The 17,805-nt window shown below is 75.2% G+C and carries 14 protein-coding genes; 2 read left to right on the forward strand and 12 right to left on the reverse strand.

The genetic code is table 11. The features are described 5' to 3' along the window. Positions 1–49: 49 nt before the first annotated feature. From topA to KPL57_RS34700, 5 genes are all read right to left on the reverse strand, one after another. Positions 50–2,869 (reverse strand): type I DNA topoisomerase, encoded by a 2,820-nt coding sequence (gene topA / locus KPL57_RS34680; RefSeq protein ID WP_308253068.1) that lies wholly within the window; start codon positions 2,867–2,869, stop codon positions 50–52. Between the two features lie 339 nt (positions 2,870–3,208). Beyond that, on the reverse strand, positions 3,209–3,799 hold the full coding sequence (locus KPL57_RS34685; RefSeq protein ID WP_226356627.1) for a hypothetical protein: 591 nt from the start codon (positions 3,797–3,799) through the stop codon (positions 3,209–3,211). Between the two features lie 75 nt (positions 3,800–3,874). Beyond that, entirely contained in the window at positions 3,875–4,477 is a 603-nt protein-coding gene (locus tag KPL57_RS34690) for a hypothetical protein (protein WP_062399624.1), read from the reverse strand. A gap of 74 nt (positions 4,478–4,551) precedes the next feature. Continuing rightward, positions 4,552–5,157, reverse strand: a complete 606-nt coding sequence (locus KPL57_RS34695; RefSeq protein WP_226354799.1) for a hypothetical protein — start codon at positions 5,155–5,157, stop codon at positions 4,552–4,554. A 119-nt stretch (positions 5,158–5,276) separates the two neighbouring features. Then, complete coding sequence (locus KPL57_RS34700; RefSeq protein WP_226354800.1) at positions 5,277–7,580, reverse strand: sodium-translocating pyrophosphatase; 2,304 nt, start codon at positions 7,578–7,580, stop codon at positions 5,277–5,279. A gap of 724 nt (positions 7,581–8,304) precedes the next feature. On the opposite strand from KPL57_RS34700, the gene KPL57_RS34705 reads away from it, so the two are divergent. Further along, positions 8,305–10,590 carry a DEAD/DEAH box helicase gene (locus KPL57_RS34705; protein ID WP_226356628.1) on the forward strand — a complete coding sequence of 762 codons (2,286 nt, stop codon included), beginning with the start codon at positions 8,305–8,307 and terminating at the stop codon, positions 10,588–10,590. A gap of 374 nt (positions 10,591–10,964) precedes the next feature. Here KPL57_RS34705 and KPL57_RS34710 read toward each other — a convergent pair whose 3' ends face one another. Genes KPL57_RS34710 through ssd form a run of 7 tightly spaced genes read right to left on the reverse strand, consistent with a single transcriptional unit; the run spans position 10,965 to position 15,923 of the window. After that, positions 10,965–11,399 (reverse strand): Rv3654c family TadE-like protein, encoded by a 435-nt coding sequence (locus KPL57_RS34710; RefSeq protein ID WP_226354801.1) that lies wholly within the window; start codon positions 11,397–11,399, stop codon positions 10,965–10,967. Continuing rightward, entirely contained in the window at positions 11,396–11,914 is a 519-nt protein-coding gene (locus KPL57_RS34715) for a TadE family type IV pilus minor pilin (protein WP_226354802.1), read from the reverse strand. The genes KPL57_RS34710 and KPL57_RS34715 overlap by 4 nt, the downstream gene beginning before the upstream one ends. Further along, positions 11,892–12,092, reverse strand: coding sequence for a DUF4244 domain-containing protein (locus tag KPL57_RS34720; protein ID WP_149663265.1), 201 nt, complete (start codon positions 12,090–12,092; stop codon positions 11,892–11,894). Before KPL57_RS34720 ends, KPL57_RS34715 begins: the two co-directional genes overlap by 23 nt. A 60-nt stretch (positions 12,093–12,152) precedes the next feature. Beyond that, entirely contained in the window at positions 12,153–12,866 is a 714-nt protein-coding gene (locus tag KPL57_RS34725; RefSeq protein WP_226354803.1) for a type II secretion system F family protein, read from the reverse strand. Continuing rightward, on the reverse strand, positions 12,863–13,684 hold the full coding sequence (locus tag KPL57_RS34730) for a type II secretion system F family protein (RefSeq protein WP_226354804.1): 822 nt from the start codon (positions 13,682–13,684) through the stop codon (positions 12,863–12,865). The genes KPL57_RS34725 and KPL57_RS34730 overlap by 4 nt, the downstream gene beginning before the upstream one ends. Next, positions 13,678–14,835, reverse strand: coding sequence for a TadA family conjugal transfer-associated ATPase (locus tag KPL57_RS34735; RefSeq protein ID WP_226354805.1), 1,158 nt, complete (start codon positions 14,833–14,835; stop codon positions 13,678–13,680). The genes KPL57_RS34730 and KPL57_RS34735 overlap by 7 nt, the downstream gene beginning before the upstream one ends. Beyond that, positions 14,832–15,923: a septum site-determining protein Ssd gene (gene ssd / locus KPL57_RS34740; protein ID WP_226354806.1), complete on the reverse strand. Its 1,092-nt coding sequence runs from the start codon at positions 15,921–15,923 to the stop codon at positions 14,832–14,834. Before ssd ends, KPL57_RS34735 begins: the two co-directional genes overlap by 4 nt. Before the next feature lie 675 nt (positions 15,924–16,598). Between ssd and KPL57_RS34745 the strand changes: the two genes are divergently transcribed. Then, positions 16,599–17,558 carry an HAD family phosphatase gene (locus KPL57_RS34745; protein ID WP_226354807.1) on the forward strand — a complete coding sequence of 320 codons (960 nt, stop codon included), beginning with the start codon at positions 16,599–16,601 and terminating at the stop codon, positions 17,556–17,558. The last annotated feature ends 247 nt before the right edge of the window (positions 17,559–17,805 follow it).

A 17,805-nucleotide genomic window follows, 5' to 3' on the forward strand; every position in this document is an offset into this window, starting at 1 on the left:
GACGGGCCCCGTACCGGATCGCTCCGGAGCGGGGCCCGTCGTCGTCGACTCAGGTCGTGGGGGTCTTGCGGGTGCGCGTCCCGGTCGACTTCGTCGTGGTGCTCTTGCTCGCCGTGCTCCGGGCCGTGGTGCTTTTGGCCGTGGTGCTCTTGGCCGCGGTGCTGCGTGTGGTCGTCTTCTTCGCCGCGGCGGTGCTCTTCGACGCCGCGGGCTTGCGGGTCGTCGTCTTCTTCGCCGGGGCCTTCGCCCGCCGCTCGGCGAGCAGCTCGGACGCCCGCTCGTCGGTGATCTCCTCGACCGAGTCGCCCTTGCGCAGGCTGGCGTTGGTCTCGCCGTCGGTGACGTAGGGGCCGAACCGGCCGTCCTTGATCACCATCTTCTTCTTCGTCGAGGCGTCCTCGCCCAGCTCACGCAGCGGCGGCGCCGCGGCGGCGCGGCCCCGCTGCTTGGGCTGCTTGTAGATCTCCAGGGCCTCCTCGATGGTGACCGTGAAGAGCTGCTCCTCGCCCGAGAGCGACCGCGAGTCCGTGCCCTTCTTCAGGTACGGGCCGTAGCGGCCGTTCTGCGCGGTGATCTCGTCACCGGAGTCCGGGTCCGTGCCGACGATCCGGGGCAGCGACAGCAGCCGCAGCGCGTCCTCGAGGGTGATGGTGTCGACCGTCATCGACTTGAACAGCGAGCCGGTGCGCGGCTTCGGCTTGGCCGGCTTCTTCTTGGCGCCCTCGGGCACCTCCGGCTCGGGCAGGAGCTCGGTGACGTAGGGGCCGAAGCGGCCCTCCTTCGCCACGATCTCGTGTCCGGTGACCGGGTCGGTGCCCAGCTTGCGGCCCTCCTGCGGCACCGAGAACAGCTTCTCGGCGATCTCCTCGGACAGCTCGTCCGGGGCCAGGTCGTCGGGCAGGTTCGCGCGCTGGGACTCGCCGTCGACGATCCGCTCCAGGTACGGGCCGTAGCGCCCCACCCGGACGACGACGTCGTTGCCCGCCGCGTCGGCGAACATCGGGATCGAGTTCACCGTGCGGGCGTCGATCTCCTCCAGGTTCGACCCGACGAGCTTCTTCAGCCCACCGGCCCGGGCGATCTCCGAGCCGCTGCTCGCGCCGTCGGTGCCGAAGTAGAACCCGGACAGCCAGTGCACGCGGGAGTCGTCACCGGAGGCGATGGAGTCGAGGTCGTCCTCCATGGCGGCGGTGAAGTCGTAGTCGACGAGCTGGCCGAAGTGCTGCTCCATCAGCCCGACGACGGCGAACGCCACCCACGACGGGACGAGCGCGGAGCCCTTCTTCCAGACGTAGCCGCGGTCGAGGATCGTCTTGATCGTCGACGCGTACGTCGACGGCCGGCCGATCCCCATCTCCTCCATCGCCTTGACCAGCGCGGGCTCGGTGAACCGCGACGGCGGGCTGGTCGAGTGCCCGTCGGGCACCAGCTCGGTCGCGGTCAGCGGCTGGCCCTCGGTCAGCTCGGGCAGCCGGGACTCGGCGTCGTCGGCCTGCTGGCCCGAGGCCTCGTCGTCGAGGGTCTCGACGTAGGCCTTCAGGAAGCCGGGGAAGGTGATCGTGCGGCCGGAGGACGCGAACACGACCTTCTCGCCGGTCCCCGCGGTGCCCGCGATCCGGACGCTCACGGTGGTCCCGCGGGCGTCGTTCATCTGCGAGGCGATGGTCCGCTGCCAGATCATCTCGTAGAGACGGAAGTCGTCACCGTCGACCTCGCGGGCGATGGCACCCGGGGTCCGGAAGGTCTCGCCGGCGGGACGGATGGCCTCGTGGGCCTCCTGGGCGTTCTTCACCTTGCGCGTGTACTGGCGCGGCGAGTCCGCGACGTAGGCGTCGCCGTACAGCTCACGGGCCTGCGAGCGGGCGGCCTCGATGGCCGTCGCCGACAGCGTCGTCGAGTCCGTACGCATGTAGGTGATGTAGCCGTTCTCGTACAGACGCTGCGCGCTGCGCATCGTGCGCTCGGAGGAGAACCGCAGCTTGCGGCCCGCCTCCTGCTGCAGCGTCGAGGTCATGAACGGCGGGTACGGCTTGCGGGTGTAGGGCTTGGAGTCGACGGAGGCGACCTCCATCGGACGGTCCTGCAGCCCCTCGGCGAGGCGGCGCGCCTCGGCCTCGTTCAGGGTGACGACCTCCGCGGAGCCCTTCTTCAGCTGCCCGAGCGAGTCGAAGTCGCGGCCGGTGGCGACGCGCTTGTCGTCGACCTGCAGCAGCCGCGCACCGAACGAGCGCGGGGTGGCCTTCTCCCCGGCGTCGAGGGTCGCGGCGATGTCCCAGTACTCCGCGGAGCGGAACGCGATGCGGTCCCGCTCGCGCTGCACGATCAGCCGGGTCGCGACCGACTGGACGCGGCCCGCCGACAGCTTCGGCATGACCTTCTTCCACAGCACGGGGGAGACCTCGTAGCCGTAGAGACGGTCCAGGATGCGGCGGGTCTCCTGCGCGTCGACGAGGTGCTGGTCGAGCTCGCGGGTGTTCTCCGCGGCCGCGCGGATCGCCGACTCGGTGATCTCGTGGAAGACCATCCGCCGGACCGGGACCTTCGGCTGGAGGGTCTCCAGCAGGTGCCAGGCGATGGCCTCGCCCTCACGGTCGGGGTCCGTCGCGAGCAGGAGCTCGTCGACGGTCTTCAACGCCTCGCGCAGCTCCGAGACGGTGCTGCGCTTCTCCGGCGTGACGATGTAGAGCGGGCTGAACTGGTTGTCGACGTCGACGCCGAGCCGCGCCCAGGACTCGCCCTTGTACTTGGCGGGGACGTCCGCCGCGCCGCGCGGCAGGTCACGGATGTGACCGACCGAGGACTCGACGACGTAGTCGTTGCCCAGGTAGGGCTGGATCTTCTTCGCCTTGCTGGGGGACTCGACGATCACCAGGCGGCGCGTCGGGCGGCCGGATGCGTTCGCCGTCGAGGTCGGCTTGCGCGTGCTGCCCCCCGACGTGCGTGCCGAACCCGTCGTTCCCGTTGTCGCTGCTGCCACGTGGTCCTACCTCATCTCCTCGGCTGCGTCGCGGTCCCTGCGACGTCGTAGCCGTTTCCCGACCCCGCACTGTTACACCGTGCGGTCCCGGAGCGTGCCGGGACGGTTGCGCTGAGCGTCTTCTTCGGGGTCGACGATCGCACGATCTCACACCGTCGTCGCTCCGTGTCGTGGCTCGTGCCACTGGGAGCGGGCGAGTCGCCAGCGTAGACCCGGCCGTGGTTCGGCAGGTCAGGCGGCCGGTCGGCCGTGGTGCCGGGGCCACTCGGTCGGGTTCGTCATCCGCGGCGCGGGGCCCACCAGTTCCACCAGTCGGGCCAGTCGGCGCGCTCCGTGCAGGCGTAACGCCGGGCCGGGTGCGCCGTGTTCCCCCGGGGCGAGCCGTGCCGGGGGCAGGCCGGCCCGGGTGGCGGCGGCGATCAGTGGGCCGTGTGTCCACGGGGCCTGCGGGTCGAGCAGCAGCAGGTGCCCGCCCCGCAGGTCGGGAGTGCCCGCGGAGAGCGCCCACAGCCGGAGCGTGGCGCCGTCGAGCTGGAAGTCCGGCGGGATCCGCTTGCGACCGTCCGGCGTGCACCAGGCGCGGGCCAGCGGGACCAGGTCGCGCCGGAACGCGCTGCGCATCCCGGACGCGCCGGGGGCGAGGGTGACGCCGCGGGCCGCCGCGAGCGCGGCCAGCGCGGTCTCGCGCCCCTCGATCGGCAGCGGGACGTCGAACCGGGCCGTGTCACCGGCGCCGAACCGCTCGATCCGCCCGGGCCCGCAGAGCAGCCCGGCCAGGTCGGTCAGCCCGGCCGGCCGGGCCTCCGCGGAGAACAGCGACATCTGCGGCACCCGCGAAGCATAGAACGCATGTTCGAGCTTGCCCAGCAGGGAGCGCCGGACGGGTGACGCCGCGGGTCAGGCGGGGCCGTTGATCTTCTTGAGGGCGACGCACTTCGGCGCGGTCGCGAACGCCTTGTCCAGCCGCGGGGTGGGGCCGATCTTGTCCAGGCCCTGGGCGCCGGAGATCGTCCGCAGCTTCTGCTGGGCGCCGTCGAGCTTGCCCTTGAAACCCTGGACGTCGTTCGGGTCGATCGCGTCGACGTCCTTCTTGGCCTGGGCGATCGTCGTGCCGGACCGGTCGAGCATGTCGCGCACCGCGGTCGCCCACGCGTCGCCGCCGCTGACCGGGGACTCGCCGGCCGCGGTCAGCTGCTTCTTGCCGGTGTCGATGCCGGCCGCGACCTTGCCGAGGTACTCGGACAGGCGCGTCTTGATGCCGGCGAGGTCGGCGCCGTCGTAGTTCGGCGGGGTGTTGAGCGGCTGGTAGTAGGCCAGGGTCGCGCCGCAGACCTTGTCGCCCCAGGCGACCGGGTCGGCGCCGACGCCCGCGGTCGGCCGCGGGGCCGGGTCCGCCGCGGGGGTGCCGGCCACGCTCGACGCGCAGCCGCCGGCCAGGAGCGCGGCGAGCAGGGTGGGGAGCAGGACCCGGGCGGTTCGCGCCGGGCGGGGGGTGGCCATCGTCGGGCTCCAGGGTCGGGGCCCGTCGGGGCCCGGGGCACGGACAGTGGTCGACGGTAGGACGCCGTCGCCGGTCAGCTGCTTCCACCCTCCCCGGTTAACCCGTTCGGATCAGCAACGGGTGCGCCGGGCGGGGGTGTCGCGCGGGCCTGCTCCGCCGACCGGGTGAGATCCGTGCAGGTCGTCGAGGCCCGGAACGCCGAGGCGATCGCCGGGTTGCCGGTGACCTCGTCGAGGGGGCCGGTGGTGCCGCCGAGGCGGGCGAGCGGCTCCAGCGCGGCGGGCAGGTCGCGCTGCACCGCGGCCGGGTCGGCCGGGTCGATGGCGTCGACCCGCGAGCGCGCCCCGGAGAACGCCGAGCGGATCTCGCCGAGCCCGCCCTGGAGCCGTGCGGAGAGGGCCTCGCCGTCGTCGACGGGGGCCGGGCCGAGCCGGTCCAGGTCGCCCAGCGCGCCGTCGGCGGCCTGGGTGGTGCGGGTCAGGTAGTCCGAGAGGGCCCGCAGCCGCTGCGCGGGGTCCGGGGTCTCGCCGGGGGTGTCCACGGCGGTGCGGACGAAGGGCAGCACGGCCGCGCACATCGACTCGGTCCACTGCTCGACGGTCGGCCCGGAGGGGCCGCAGCCCGCCAGCAGGACGGCCGGGGCGACGAGGAGTCCGGCGAGACCTCGCGATGTCCGCATCGCTCCTCCGTCGGGGTGATCACTGCCGTCCGGCGGAGAGTATCCGAATCGTCCCGTGACGCAGGACGGCCGCCCGTCCCGATGGGACGAGCGGCCGCCGTGGTCCTGCGAGGTGTCGGTCAGCCGACCGAGCTCTCGGCCGGGGCGTCGGTGATCGCCGAGGTGCGGCGCTTCGAGACCACCACCGCGGCCGCGATGATCACCACTGCGACGATCGCGATGACGATCCGGATCACCGGGTTGGCGTCCGGGGTGGACAGCACCACGACCGCCGGGGCGATCAGCACCGAGACCAGGTTCATGACCTTGATCAGCGGGTTGATCGCCGGGCCCGCGGTGTCCTTGAACGGGTCGCCGACGGTGTCGCCGATGATCGTCGCCTCGTGGGCGTCGGAGCCCTTGCCGCCGTGGTTGCCGTCCTCGACGAGCTTCTTGGCGTTGTCCCAGGCGCCGCCCGAGTTGGCCAGGAAGATCGCCATGAGGACACCGGTCGCGATGGCACCGGCCAGGTAGCCGGCCAACGGGCCGACGCCGAGACCGAACCCGACCGCGATCGGGGCGAAGATGGCGAGCAGACCGGGGGTGGCCAGCTCGCGCAGCGAGTCCCGGGTGCAGATGTCGACGACGCGGCCGTACTCCGGGCGCTCGGTGCGGTCCATGATCCCGGGGTGCTCGCGGAACTGGCGGCGCACCTCGTAGACGACGGCGCCCGCGGCGCGGGTCACCGCGTTGACCGCGAGGCCGGAGAACATGAAGACCACCGAGGCACCGATGATCACGCCGACCAGGGTGTTCGGGCTGAACACCTCGTAGGCGAAGGCGGTCCCGGCGTCCTGCGCGGCGATGTTGACCCCGGCGAGCGCCTGGCTGATCGCGTCGCGGTAGGAGCCGAACAGTGCCGTCGCCGCGAGCACCGCGGTGGCGATCGCGATGCCCTTGGTGATCGCCTTGGTGGTGTTCCCGACCGCGTCGAGCTCGGTGAGGATGTCGACGCCCTCGCCCTCGACGTCGCCGGACATCTCCGCGATGCCCTGGGCGTTGTCCGAGACCGGGCCGAAGGTGTCCATCGCGACGATGACGCCGACCGTGGTCAGCAGGCCGGTACCGGCCAGTGCGACCGCGAACAGCGACACGACGATCGAGCCGGACAGCAGAAACGCGCCGTAGACGGCCGCGGAGATGACGAGCGCGGTGTAGACGGCGGACTCGAAGCCGATCGAGATGCCGGACAGGATCACGGTGGCCGCACCGGTCAGCGACGACTCGCCGACGTCCTTGACCGGACGGTCCTCGGTGCCGGTGTAGTAGCCGGTCAGCTTGAGGATGACCGCGGCCAGCACGATGCCGATGACCACGGCGACCGAGGCGATCAGGCGCGGGTCGCCGGCGAGGCCGACGACGCTGGTGTCGGTCGGGTTCAGCAGCTCGCCGAAGGTGCCCGGGAGGTAGACGTAGGCGGCGACGATCGACAGCACCCCGGCGAACAGGGCCGAGAGGTAGAAGCTGCGGTTGATCGCGCGCAGGGTGTTCTCCCCGGCGCGGGCCTTGGTCAGGTAGACGCCGAGGATCGCGGTGATCACGCCGATCGCCGGGACGATCAGCGGGAACAGCAGGCCCTGCAGGCCGAACGCCGCGGTGCCGAGGATCAGCGCGGCGACCAGGGTCACCGCGTAGGACTCGAACAGGTCGGCGGCCATGCCGGCGCAGTCGCCGACGTTGTCGCCCACGTTGTCGGCGATGGTGGCCGCGTTGCGGGGGTCGTCCTCGGGGATGCCCTGCTCGACCTTGCCGACCAGGTCGGCGCCGACGTCGGCGGCCTTGGTGAAGATGCCGCCGCCGACCCGCATGAACATCGCGAGCAGTGCCGCGCCGAAGCCGAAGCCCTCCAGGACGCGGGGCGCCTGGCCGGCGTAGACGAGCACGACGAGCGAGGCGCCGAACAGGCCGAGGCCGACGGTGAACATGCCGACGACGCCGCCGGTGCGGAACGCGATACGGGTCGCCTTCTCCCGGCCGCCCGGCTCGCGCGAGGCCGCGGCGACGCGGATGTTCGCGCGCGTCGCGAGCCACATGCCCAGGTAGCCGATGGCGGCGGAGAACGCGGCTCCGAACACGAAGGCGATCGATCGGCCGATGCGTTCGAAGTTGTCCTCGGCGGGGAGCGCGAGGAGCAGGAACACGACGACGACGGCGAAGATCAGCAGTGTGCGGAACTGGCGGTTGAGGTACGCCGTGGCGCCTTCCTGGACCGCGCGGCCGATCTCCCTCATGTTGGGGGTGCCCTCGTCGTAGGAGAGCACCTCCCGCATCAGGAGACCGCCGACGACCAGGGCGACGAGGGCGACCACCGCGACCACGCCGACGATGGCGAGGTCCCCGCCGCCGAGCTCGAGGCCCTGGGCGAGGTAGGTGGGCTGGGACATCCGTGTCCTCCCGGTGGAAAGGATCCGGCCGGCGAGGTCCCCGGCGGCCGGGACGGGTCACTGTGGCTCGACCCGGCCGGGCGGCGACGGCCTCGTCGGCGTCGACTGGGCCCGGGCGGCGTCCACCGGTGACCGGGCTGGTGCAGTCTAGGAGTGTGGTGCATCCCTCAGTGCGATTGGGATCACAAGACGTAACGAACTGGCAAAAGTGATCAATCCCACACGATGTTGCAACGCAATCCGGGAACCTGCAGATCAACTGCGGTGCAACGTCTTCCGTGATCCGTCCGGCCGCGGGCCGCCGGCTCGGGACGGCCACCGGGAGCGACGGCGGATCGTTCGAACATCTGTGCCATCGTGGTCGGTCGTGGGAGCGACGGCGGAGAGCACGCAGGGCCCGGACGGGTCGCAGCGCGGGGTGGAGCTGCTGCGTCGCGTGCTGGCGGGCTCGGGACTCGACCCGGCCCGCGCCGACACCACGTGGACGTCCGGTGCCGCCGACACGGACGGGCCGGGGCCGGGAGCGGGAACCCGGCCGGGGCCGGGGCCGGGTGCCGGGGTGTTCGCTGCGCAGGACGGCTTCGACGGTCCTGACGGTCTCCGCGGTTCCGACCGTTCTCGCGATTCGCGCGACTCCGGCGATTCCTTCGGCTCTGCCGGCTCCCACGGGTCTGCCGACTCCGACCGCTCTCACGGCTCCGACGGCAGCGGCGGCTCCGACGGGATCGACGTCGTCGAGGACCCGTTGCGGCACGTCGTGCGGATCCCGGCGCGGGCCGGCCACCCGGTCGACTGGCCGGGCTGGGCGCCCGAGCCGCTGCGCGCGGCCTGGGCGGCCCGCGGCGTGACCCGCCCGTGGTCGCACCAGGCGCACGGTGCGGAGCTGGTGCACTCCGGCGCCGACGTCGTCGTCGCGACGGGGACGGCGTCGGGGAAGTCGCTGGTCTACCAGCTGCCGGTGCTCGCCGGTCTGGCCGAGGACCCGCGGGCCACGGCGCTGTACCTCGCCCCGACCAAGGCACTCGCCGCCGACCAGCTGAGGTCCCTCGACGGGCTCGCCCCGGACGGTGTCCGGCCCGCCGCGTTCGACGGCGACACCCCCATGGACCAGCGCGACTGGGTCCGCAGGCACTGCCGGTGGGTGTTCTCCAACCCGGACATGCTGCACCGGTCGATCCTTCCCCGGCATGGGCGCTGGACGACCTTCCTCCGCCGGCTGCGCTACGTCGTGGTCGACGAGTGCCACACCTACCGGGGGGTGTTCGGCTCGCACGTGGCGCTGCTGCTGCGCCGGCTGCTGCGTCTCGCCGCCCGCTACGGCGCGCGCCCCGTGATCGTGCTCGCCTCGGCGACGGTGGCGCGCCCGGAGGAGTTCGCGTCCCGGCTGACCGGACGCGGCGTCGTCGCCGTCACCGAGGACGGGTCCCCGCACGCCGGGCGCACCGTCGCGTTCTGGGAGCCGCCGCTGCTCGCCGAGATCACCGGGGAGAACGGGGCGCCGGTCCGCCGCTCCGCCGGGGCCGAGGTCGCCCGGATGCTCGCCGACCTCGTCCTGACCGACGCCCGCACCCTGGCGTTCGTCCGGTCCCGGCGTGCCGCCGAGCTCACCGCGCTCGGTGCGAAGCGCCAGGTCGCGGAGATCGCTCCGGAGCTGGCCGCGCGGGTGGCCGCCTACCGCGGCGGCTACCTGCCCGAGGAGCGCCGTGCGCTGGAGGCCGACCTGATGTCGGGCGAGCTGCTCGGGGTCGCGACCACCAACGCGCTGGAGCTCGGCGTCGACATCTCGGGGCTCGACGCCGTGGTGCAGGCCGGGTTCCCGGGCACCCGCGCGTCGTTCTGGCAGCAGGCCGGGCGCGCCGGACGGGCCGCCGACGAGGCGCTCGTCGTGCTCGTAGCCCGCGACGACCCGCTCGACACCTACCTCGTGCACCACCCGCGCTCGCTGATCGGGGCGCCCGTGGAGAGCTGCGTGCTCAACCCGGTCAACCCGTACGTGCTCGCGCCGCAGCTGGCGTGCGCGGCCGCGGAGATGCCACTGACCACGGTCGACGTCGAGGAGATCTTCGGGGGAGCCCCCGCGGTGGAGGTCCTCGACGCCCTGGTCGACGAGGGCGTGCTGCGCCGACGACCGCACGGCTGGTTCTGGCCCGACACCGGCGACGCACCCGCCGCGCACGTCGACATCCGGGGCTCCGGGCTCGGGCAGGTCGCCGTGGTGGAGGCGGCCACCGGGCGGATGCTCGGCACCGTCGACGGCGGCTCGGCCCCGGGCACGATCCACTCCGGTGCGGTGTACCTGCACCGCGGCGACAGCTTCGTCGTCGACGAGCTCGACCTCGATGACGGCGTCGCGCTCGTCCACGCCGAGGACCCGGACTGGCGCACCGAGGCCCAGTCGGTCTCCGACGTCACCGTGCTGGAGGTGCTGGAGCACCGCCGGTACGGGCCGGTGCAGGTCTGCTTCGGTGCGACCACGGTGACCAGCCAGGTCGTCGCCTACCGGCGACGCACCCCGGACGGCACGGTGCTCGACCAGACGGCGCTGGATCTGCCGCCGCAGAGCCTGGACACCCGCTCGGTCTGGTACACGATCGACCCCGACGCGCTCGCCGACGCCGGCATCGACGAGGCACGTCTCCCCGGCGCACTGCACGCCGCCGAGCACGCCGCGATCGGTCTGCTCCCGCTGTTCGCGATCTGCGACCGCTGGGACATCGGCGGCCTGTCGACCGCGCTGCACCCCGACACCGGGCTCCCGACGGTGTTCGTGCACGACGGGCACCCCGGCGGCGCGGGCCTGGCCGAACGCGGCCACGAGGTGCTGGGGCGGTGGCTGGCGGCCACCCGCGCCGCGGTCCGGGACTGTGAGTGCCGCACGGGCTGCCCGTCCTGCGTGCAGTCCCCGAAGTGCGGCAACGGCAACAACCCGCTGGACAAGACGGGGGCGGTGCAGGTGCTGGACCTGGTCCTCGCCGCGCTGGAAGGCGGTGCCCCGACCGGTTCGCGGTGATCGCGGAACCGGACGGGGTACCACCGGCCCGCCCGTCGGGGGCGGGGGCGGGCCGGTGGCAACCACGTGCGACGACATCGGACGGGGGCGCCAGGGGCGCTCCGACGTCGTCGCTGTCTGGGGAGCGTGGTCTTCGTGGCGGGGGCGGACCGGACCCTGCCCGTCCCTGCGACTCCCAGTAGGCCCGAGTGTCGCGACGGTGACCAGATGTGGGCCGCGCGACGTCGGTGATCGGTCAGGCGCCCACGACGAAACGCGGTCGCGCTGGGACGTTCGTCGTAAGCAATCGTGATGACGGCGTGCTCCGGGGTTCGCCGTCCGTTCATCCGGGGGCGTGGACCGCTCACCGAGATCGTGATCACGTCCGGGGGCGTTCACGACGGCTCCGCGGTGGGGCCGGAACCGTCCACGGTCCCGCTCGCCGGGGGCGGGCCGGTGTCCACGGGAGCCGGGCCTGCACGCGCCCTCGCCCGCGCGGGACCGCGCAGCGGGAGCAGCCCCGACCAGGCGACCCGGGTCTCGACCAGGGCGTCCCAGCCGTCGAGGCGGCAGGTCATGAGCTCGGCGCCGTTGCGGGCGGCCAGGTCGGCGGCACGGGCGCAGGCGGCGGCCGTGCCGTCCACCGACCGGCCGGCGGCCGCGAGCGCGGACAGGTCCGCGGCGGCGGAGGCGACGTGCCGGGCGCGGGTGGCGGCGGCCAGGTCGACGCCGACGATGCCGACGAGCAGCAGCACCGCCGCCGCCGTCGCGGCCCAGACCGAGGCGACGCCCGCGTCGTCTCCCCGGCGCGGAGGGGCCGGGCGGCTCATGACGCGTCGCCGGGTGGGGCCGATCCGGCTGTCAGGCCGCGCCGGGCCGCCTGGGCCCCGGACCGGTCCGCGCCGGTCGTGACGCCGGGTTCGACCGCGGCGGTCGCGGTGCCGCTGATCGTGACCGGGAGCAGTCCGACCGGCCGGACCCGCACCGTCACGACGACGAGATCGCCGTCGAGGCGCAGCTCCGGTTCGGCCCCCGCCGGGGCCAGCTGCGCGGCCACGGCCCGGCCCCGTTCGGTGTCGCCGCGTGCGGCCTGGCGGGCCAGCTCGCGGGCGGCGTCGGTGCAGCGGACCCCGGCCGCCACCGCGGCGACGGCTCCGACCGCCGCCGCGGTGACCGCGACCAGGGTGCCGAGCGCCAGCGCCGCCTCGACGGTGACCGCGCCGTCGTCGTCCGCCGGGGAACTCGCCGGGCCGTTCGTGGTGCCGATCGCACCTCGGCCGGTGGTGCGGCGGTCACCGCGGCCGTGGCCGGTGCGGTGGGGGTCAGAGCGTCGTGGACAGCGCACGTTGCACGATCCCGGTGAGGGCCGCGAGGACGTCGCCGCCGCTGACGATCGCGTAGAGGAGCGCGGCGAACGCCGCAGCCGCGACGGTGCCGACGGCGTACTCGACGGTGGACATCCCGTCGTCGTCGGAGGCGAGTGCGCGCAGCCGGCGGTGCAGCAGGGAACGGGTGGGGGTCATCGGTGTCTCCTTCGTCGGGGGCCCGCGGGGTGCGGACCCGGTCGCCGCGCGGCGGTGTGGTCACCACCGCGCGAACGCCTCCCCGGCCAGCCCGATCACGACCGGCACGATGCCGAGGACCAGGAAGGCGGGCAGGAAGCAGAGCCCCAGCGGGGCGGTGATGCGGACCGCGGCGCGCTGCGCCCGCTCCTCGGCGAGGTCCGCCAGACCGGCGCGCAGGCGAGCCGCCTCGGCCGCGGCGGAGCGTCCGAGAGCGGCACCGGTACGGGCCGACCGGCCCGCCGCGCGGGCGAACCCGGCGAGCTCGGGGACCGGGCCGGCGGCGGCCCAGGCGTCGTCGGGGTCGGCGCCCAGGGCGAGCAGACCCGCGACCCGGCGCAACGCCTCCCCGGCCGGGCCGTCGAGCCGCCGGGCCGCGGCTCCGACGGCGTCCGCGACGGCGAGACCGGCGGCCAGACAGGTCGCCAGGAGGTCCCAGGCGGCGGCCAGGTCCGCGGAGTCCACCCGCGCGGCCGGCCCGCGGGCCGCCCGCCGGGCGAGCCACAACAGCCCGCCGCCCGCCGCCGCGCCGACGACCGCGCCACCCGCCCCACCGAGGGCTCCGCCGAGCGCGGCCCCGGCGGGGACCAGCACCGCGAGGACCGCGGTGCGGGGCGGCGCCGCGGCCGCAGCCGTGCCGACGACGGCCCGCAGCCCGCGCAGCCGTCCCGGCCCGGGACGCCCGCCGCCGACGGCCAGGGCGAGCGCGGCGAGCCCGAGCGCGGCCGCGGTCACTTCGGCACCGCCGCACGCAGGATCCGGTCGGCCCACGCCGCCCCGGCGACCGTGAGGACGACCCCGGTCAGCAGCAGCGCCGGCCCGTGCAGGCCGGTGCGCAGCACGGTCAGCGGCGCGATACCCATGAGCTGCCCGAGACCGATCCCGGCCAACGGCAACCCGGTCAGCACCGACGCCGTCGCCCGGGGTCCGGCGAGCTGGGCCCGCACCCGGGCGCCGTGCGCGATCCGCCAGCGGATGTCGTCGAGCAGCCCGGTGAGCAGGTCGGCGAGCGGGGCGCCGTGGGTGTCGGCGAGCTCCCAGGCCGAGGCGACCCGCTCGACGTCGCGCCGGGCGGGACCCCGCGCCGTCCGGCGCAGTGCCTCCGGTACCGGCTCACCGATCCGCGCGGCGACCGCCGCCGGCTCGAGCAGCGCGCGGGCGAGCGGCCCGTCGTGCACGTGCCCGGCCAGCGCGGCCGCGGGGTGCGCCCCGGTGCGCAGCTCGTCGGTGATCCGGGCGAGCGCGTCGGCGAGCTCGGCCGCCGTCGACCCGGCCCGTTCCGCGGCGCGGCGTGCGGCGACCCGGCGCCGCACCCCCCACGCCACCCCTGCTGCGCACACCGCACCGGCGGGGCCCAGGAGCAGCCACCCCAGCGGCGCGGCGAGCAGGGGCAACGGCGGAGCGAGCAGCCGGGCCGTCGGGAGGCCGATCGCGGTGCCGGTCAGGGCCCGCCACCGGGACCGGCCCGGCGCCGCGGGCAGTGTCAGCACCGCCAGCGCGAGCAGGGCGGGGACCGCGACGCCCTGCGGAGTCCCGGGCAGTGTGCTCAGCACGGCACACCGACCCCGCGCTCGCGCAGCAGCGTGGCGAGCTCGTCGCGGCCCGGTCCGGCCCCGCTGCCGCGGCTCCAGGCGGCCGTGACGCGGGGGGTGCCGTCGTCGGCGCGGCCCAGCACGCCGATCTCGTCGAGCGTCCGGCCGGCGCCGGGGCGGCGTCGCATGTGCAGCACGACCTGGACGGCGGCGGTCAGCTGCCCGTCGAGCGCGGCGGGGGACATCCCGCCGAGCCCGGCCAGCGCGCGCATCCGGGCCGGGATCTCGCGGACCGAGTTGGCGTGCACGGTGCAGCCGCCGCCGTCGTGACCGGTGTTCATGGCGGCCAGCAGGTCGCACACCTCGGCGCCGCGGACCTCGCCGACGACCAGCCGGTCCGGACGCATCCGCAACGCCTGACGCACCAGCTCACGCAGCGGCACCCCACCCGAGCCCTCGATGTTCGGCGGCCGGGCGACCAGCCGCACGACGTGCGGATGGCGCGGGGAGAGCTCCTCGGCGTCCTCGACGGTGATCAGTCGCTCGCCCGGGTCGACCGCGCCCAGCAGCGCGTTGAGCAGCGTGGTCTTGCCACTGCCCGTCCCACCGGCCACGAGCACGGCCAGCCGGGCGGTGACGATCGCGCGCAGCAGGGCCTCGCCGGTCGCGTCGAGGGTGCCGGTCCGCCGGAGCGCGGCCAGGTCGTGTCCGGCGGGGCGCAGCACCCGCAGCGAGATCGCGGTCCCGGCGGCCGCCACCGGTGGGAGGACGGCGTGCAGCCGGACCCCGGCGTCGGGGAGCCTGCCGTCGACGCAGGGACTCGCGTCATCGAGGCGGCGGCCCGCGGCGAGCGCCAGGCGCTGGGCGAGGCGCCGGACCGCGGCCTCGTCGGCGAAGGTGATGCCGGTGCGGCGCAGCCCGTCGCCGCGGTCGACCCAGACGGCGTCGGGCGCGGTGACCAGCACGTCGGTGGTCGCCGGGTCGCGCAGCAGCGCGTCGAGAGGGCCTGCTCCGGTGAACTCCTGGCGCAGGGTGCGGAGCGCGGCGAGGACGTCCAGATCGGACGCGACCCCACCGGACTCGGCCCGCACCGCCGCGGCGACGGCGGCCGGCCCGGTCTCGCCGCCGGCGTCGGCCAGCCGGGCCCGCACCCGGTCGACCAGCGGGTTCACGACGCCGCCCGCCTGGAGGCGGCCGTGCCGGAGAGGCGCTCGTGCACGGCCCGGGCCGCGGTGGCGAGCGGGCCCCGCCCCGAGCCGGGGGTCCGCCCCCGTTCGAGGGCACCGGCGAGGTCCCGCTCCGGGCGCATGGTCGTGAGCAACGACAGGCCGAGGGAGGCGACCACCTCGTCGGGGGTGATGCCGCCGGGGGACGGCCCGCGCACGACCAGCTCCACCGCCCGGGCGTGCTCGGCGAGCACGTCGGCGACCCGGGCGGCCGCGGCACAGGACCGCAGCCCGGCGGGGACCACCAGGACGGTCAGATCGGCGGTGCCGAGAGCGGTGAGTGCGGCGTCGGTGGGGTAGCGGGGCAGGTCGCACACGACGGTGCCGCCCGCGCGACGCCCGGCGTCGAGGACCGCGGTGACCGCGGCCGGCTCGGGGCCGTGCGGGGAGCGCGCGCAGGACAGCACCGACAACGCGGTGCGCCCGGACCCGGCCCGCGGCAGCGCGGCGTGCAGCGACGCGGCGCGCACCCGGCCGTCGCCGACCGACAGCTCCGGCCAGCGCAGCCCGGCCTCCTGCTCCAGCCCGACCATCAGGTCGAGGCCGCCGCCGAGCGGGTCGCAGTCGACCAGCAGCGCGGACTCCCCGGCCCGTGCGGAGGTCAGCGCGACGGCGGTGGCGAGCACCGAGGCGCCCGCCCCACCGCTGCCGCCGACCACGGCCAGCACCCGGCCGGCCCGCCCGTCGCCCGCTGCGCGCTCCCGGGCGTCGGCGAGGATGCCGGCCAGCCCGGCCTCGCCCTGGGGGAGCTGCACGACCCGGTCCGCGCCGAGGGCGACCGCGATCCGCCAGTCCTCCGCGGCGGGCTCGCCGGGGACGGTGATCACGACGCCGTCGCGGCGGGGGAAACCGGCCTCGCCGCAGCGCCGGGCCCCGGCCCGGTCGAGCAGCACGACCGGTGCGCGAGCCCAGGCACGGCGGGCGTCGGCCGCGTCGACCGCGCGCTGGGCGTCCATGTCGGCGGCCGCGGCGAGCCGCAGCAGCGCGTCGAGCAGCTCGGGATCGTCGGCCACGATCAGGCAGCGCCGGTCCATCGCGTCGTCCTCCACACCGGCCCGCCGGTGCGGGCCCCGGTGTCGAGCGTGCGGTCCCGGGAGGGCCTCGCCGGCCCCGATCGCGGGCCTGTGGACAACTTCGTGGAAACGGCTCGACCTGTGGACAACCCACCGGTTCCGTCGGTGTCGTGCGGGAGGATGGAGCACGGGGGAGGGCCCTCGCGGGCGCGCCATGGAGGAGCAGCACCGGAGCGGCGAGGAGCACACCGGGGAGGCGGGCGACCGACACGACCGTGTCGTCCCGACCCCGGACGCAGGACGACCCCCGCCAGGGGGGATTGGCGGGGGCCGTCGGGCGGTTCAGCCCCGGGGGGTCGAGCTGAACCCGCTCGGACCACGTCCGAGCTCGGTCAACTGTAGCCGGAACATGCCGGTCGCGCCCATACTCCGGCCGTGGGCTGCGCCGACCGGTACCGGCGACGATGTCGCTCTTGACCCCGGCGGGGTGAACTGCACCACTGACCGGTGAGCGCGTCCGGGCGACCGGTCGCGTACGGCCGATTACTCTCCGCTGCTGGTCATCGGCCTGCTCGTACCCCCGGCCGGGCGGTGCGAGGACGGGCGGCGCCCACCGTGGGGCCGACGGTCGGCGGGGTGTGGACGGAGTCGGGGACCGGGGACGGGGCGCGTCCCGGTTCGGGCAGGCTGGACGGCGTGCCCGAGTCCTCCACAGCCCCCGTCGCCCCGGACCGGACCGCCGGTGCCGCCGTTCCCCAGGCGGTGTTCCTCGACCTCGACAACACGATCATCGCCGGGTCGAGCGCGCTGGCGTTCGCGCGTCCGTTCGCCCGCGCCGGCCTGATCGACCGCGCGACCGTCCTGCGCGGGGCGTGGGCCCAGCTGCTGCTCGTGCTCGCCGGGGCGGACGCGTCCACGATGGACACCCTGCGCCGGCGGATGGTGCTGATCTGCCAGGGCTGGGAGGTCGCGCGGGTCCGTGCGATCGTCGCCGAGACGCTGCAGGAGATCGTGGGTCCGCTCGTCTACCCCGAGGCGGTCCGGCTGATCGAGCACCACCGCGCGCAGGGGGCGGAGATCGTGCTGCTGTCGGCGTCGGGGCTGGAAGTCGTCGAGCCGATCGCCGAGCTGGTCGGGATCACGCGCTTCCGGGCGACCCGGATGCACATCGAGGACGGCCGCTACGCCGGGGAGATCGCGTTCTACTGCTACGGCGAGGGCAAGGCCGTCGCGGCCCGGGAGATCGCCGAGGAGCTGGGGCTCGACCTCGCGCGGTGTGCCGCCTACACCGACTCGATCACCGACCTGCCGCTGCTGGAGGCGGTCGGGCAGCCGTCCGTCGTGAACCCGGACCGGGAGCTGCGGGCGATCGCCCGTGAGCGGGGGTGGCCGGTGCTCGCGTTCGTGCGCGCCGCCTCCCGCCGGGACCGGCTGTTCCGGCTGCGCGACCGGCTGTCCGACCGGTTCGCGGCCGGGGCCCGGGGTGGTGCTCACGCCGGCCCGGCGGCCGATGGGACCGGCGAGGAGACCGGCGGGGTCGGTGCGGGCGAACCGTGGCGGGATCCGGCGCTGCTCGGTGCGGCCGCGGTCGGCGGGGTGCTCGCGGCGCTGGTGGCGGGGGCGGCCGGCACCCGGTCCGCCCGCGGTGGCCGCTGAGGTGATGGCCGGCCTGCGGGCGGGGCGCTGCCGGCCTCGCCGAGCGGCCCGCGCCCGTCCTCACCGCGGCTGCCGCGCCCTCGACCGCGGCGCGCCCGTCGATCAGTACGTCGGTGCTGTCCGGGTATCCCGCGACCACGCTCATGTACTGATCGACACGCGGTGAGCGGACTGCCGGGTGGCGGAGCGCGGGACGGTGCGGTGCACCCCGGGGCGACCGTCGATCAGTACATGAATGCTGCTCGGC

It is taken from the genome of Pseudonocardia sp. ICBG601, from assembly GCF_020496245.1.

Bases quoted from the DNA above. Each gene is read 5' to 3' on its own strand.
- KPL57_RS34685 (WP_226356627.1), bottom strand. From the start codon at position 3,799: ATGTCGCTGTTCTCCGCGGAGGCCCGGCCGGCCGGGCTGACCGACCTG.
- KPL57_RS34690 (WP_062399624.1), bottom strand. From the start codon at position 4,477: ATGGCCACCCCCCGCCCGGCGCGAACCGCCCGGGTCCTGCTCCCCACC.
- KPL57_RS34695 (WP_226354799.1), bottom strand. From the start codon at position 5,157: ATGCGGACATCGCGAGGTCTCGCCGGACTCCTCGTCGCCCCGGCCGTC.
- KPL57_RS34700 (WP_226354800.1), bottom strand. From the start codon at position 7,580: ATGTCCCAGCCCACCTACCTCGCCCAGGGCCTCGAGCTCGGCGGCGGG.
- KPL57_RS34710 (WP_226354801.1), bottom strand. From the start codon at position 11,399: ATGAGCCGCCCGGCCCCTCCGCGCCGGGGAGACGACGCGGGCGTCGCC.
- KPL57_RS34720 (WP_149663265.1), bottom strand. From the start codon at position 12,092: ATGACCCCCACCCGTTCCCTGCTGCACCGCCGGCTGCGCGCACTCGCC.
- ssd (WP_226354806.1), bottom strand. From the start codon at position 15,923: ATGGACCGGCGCTGCCTGATCGTGGCCGACGATCCCGAGCTGCTCGAC.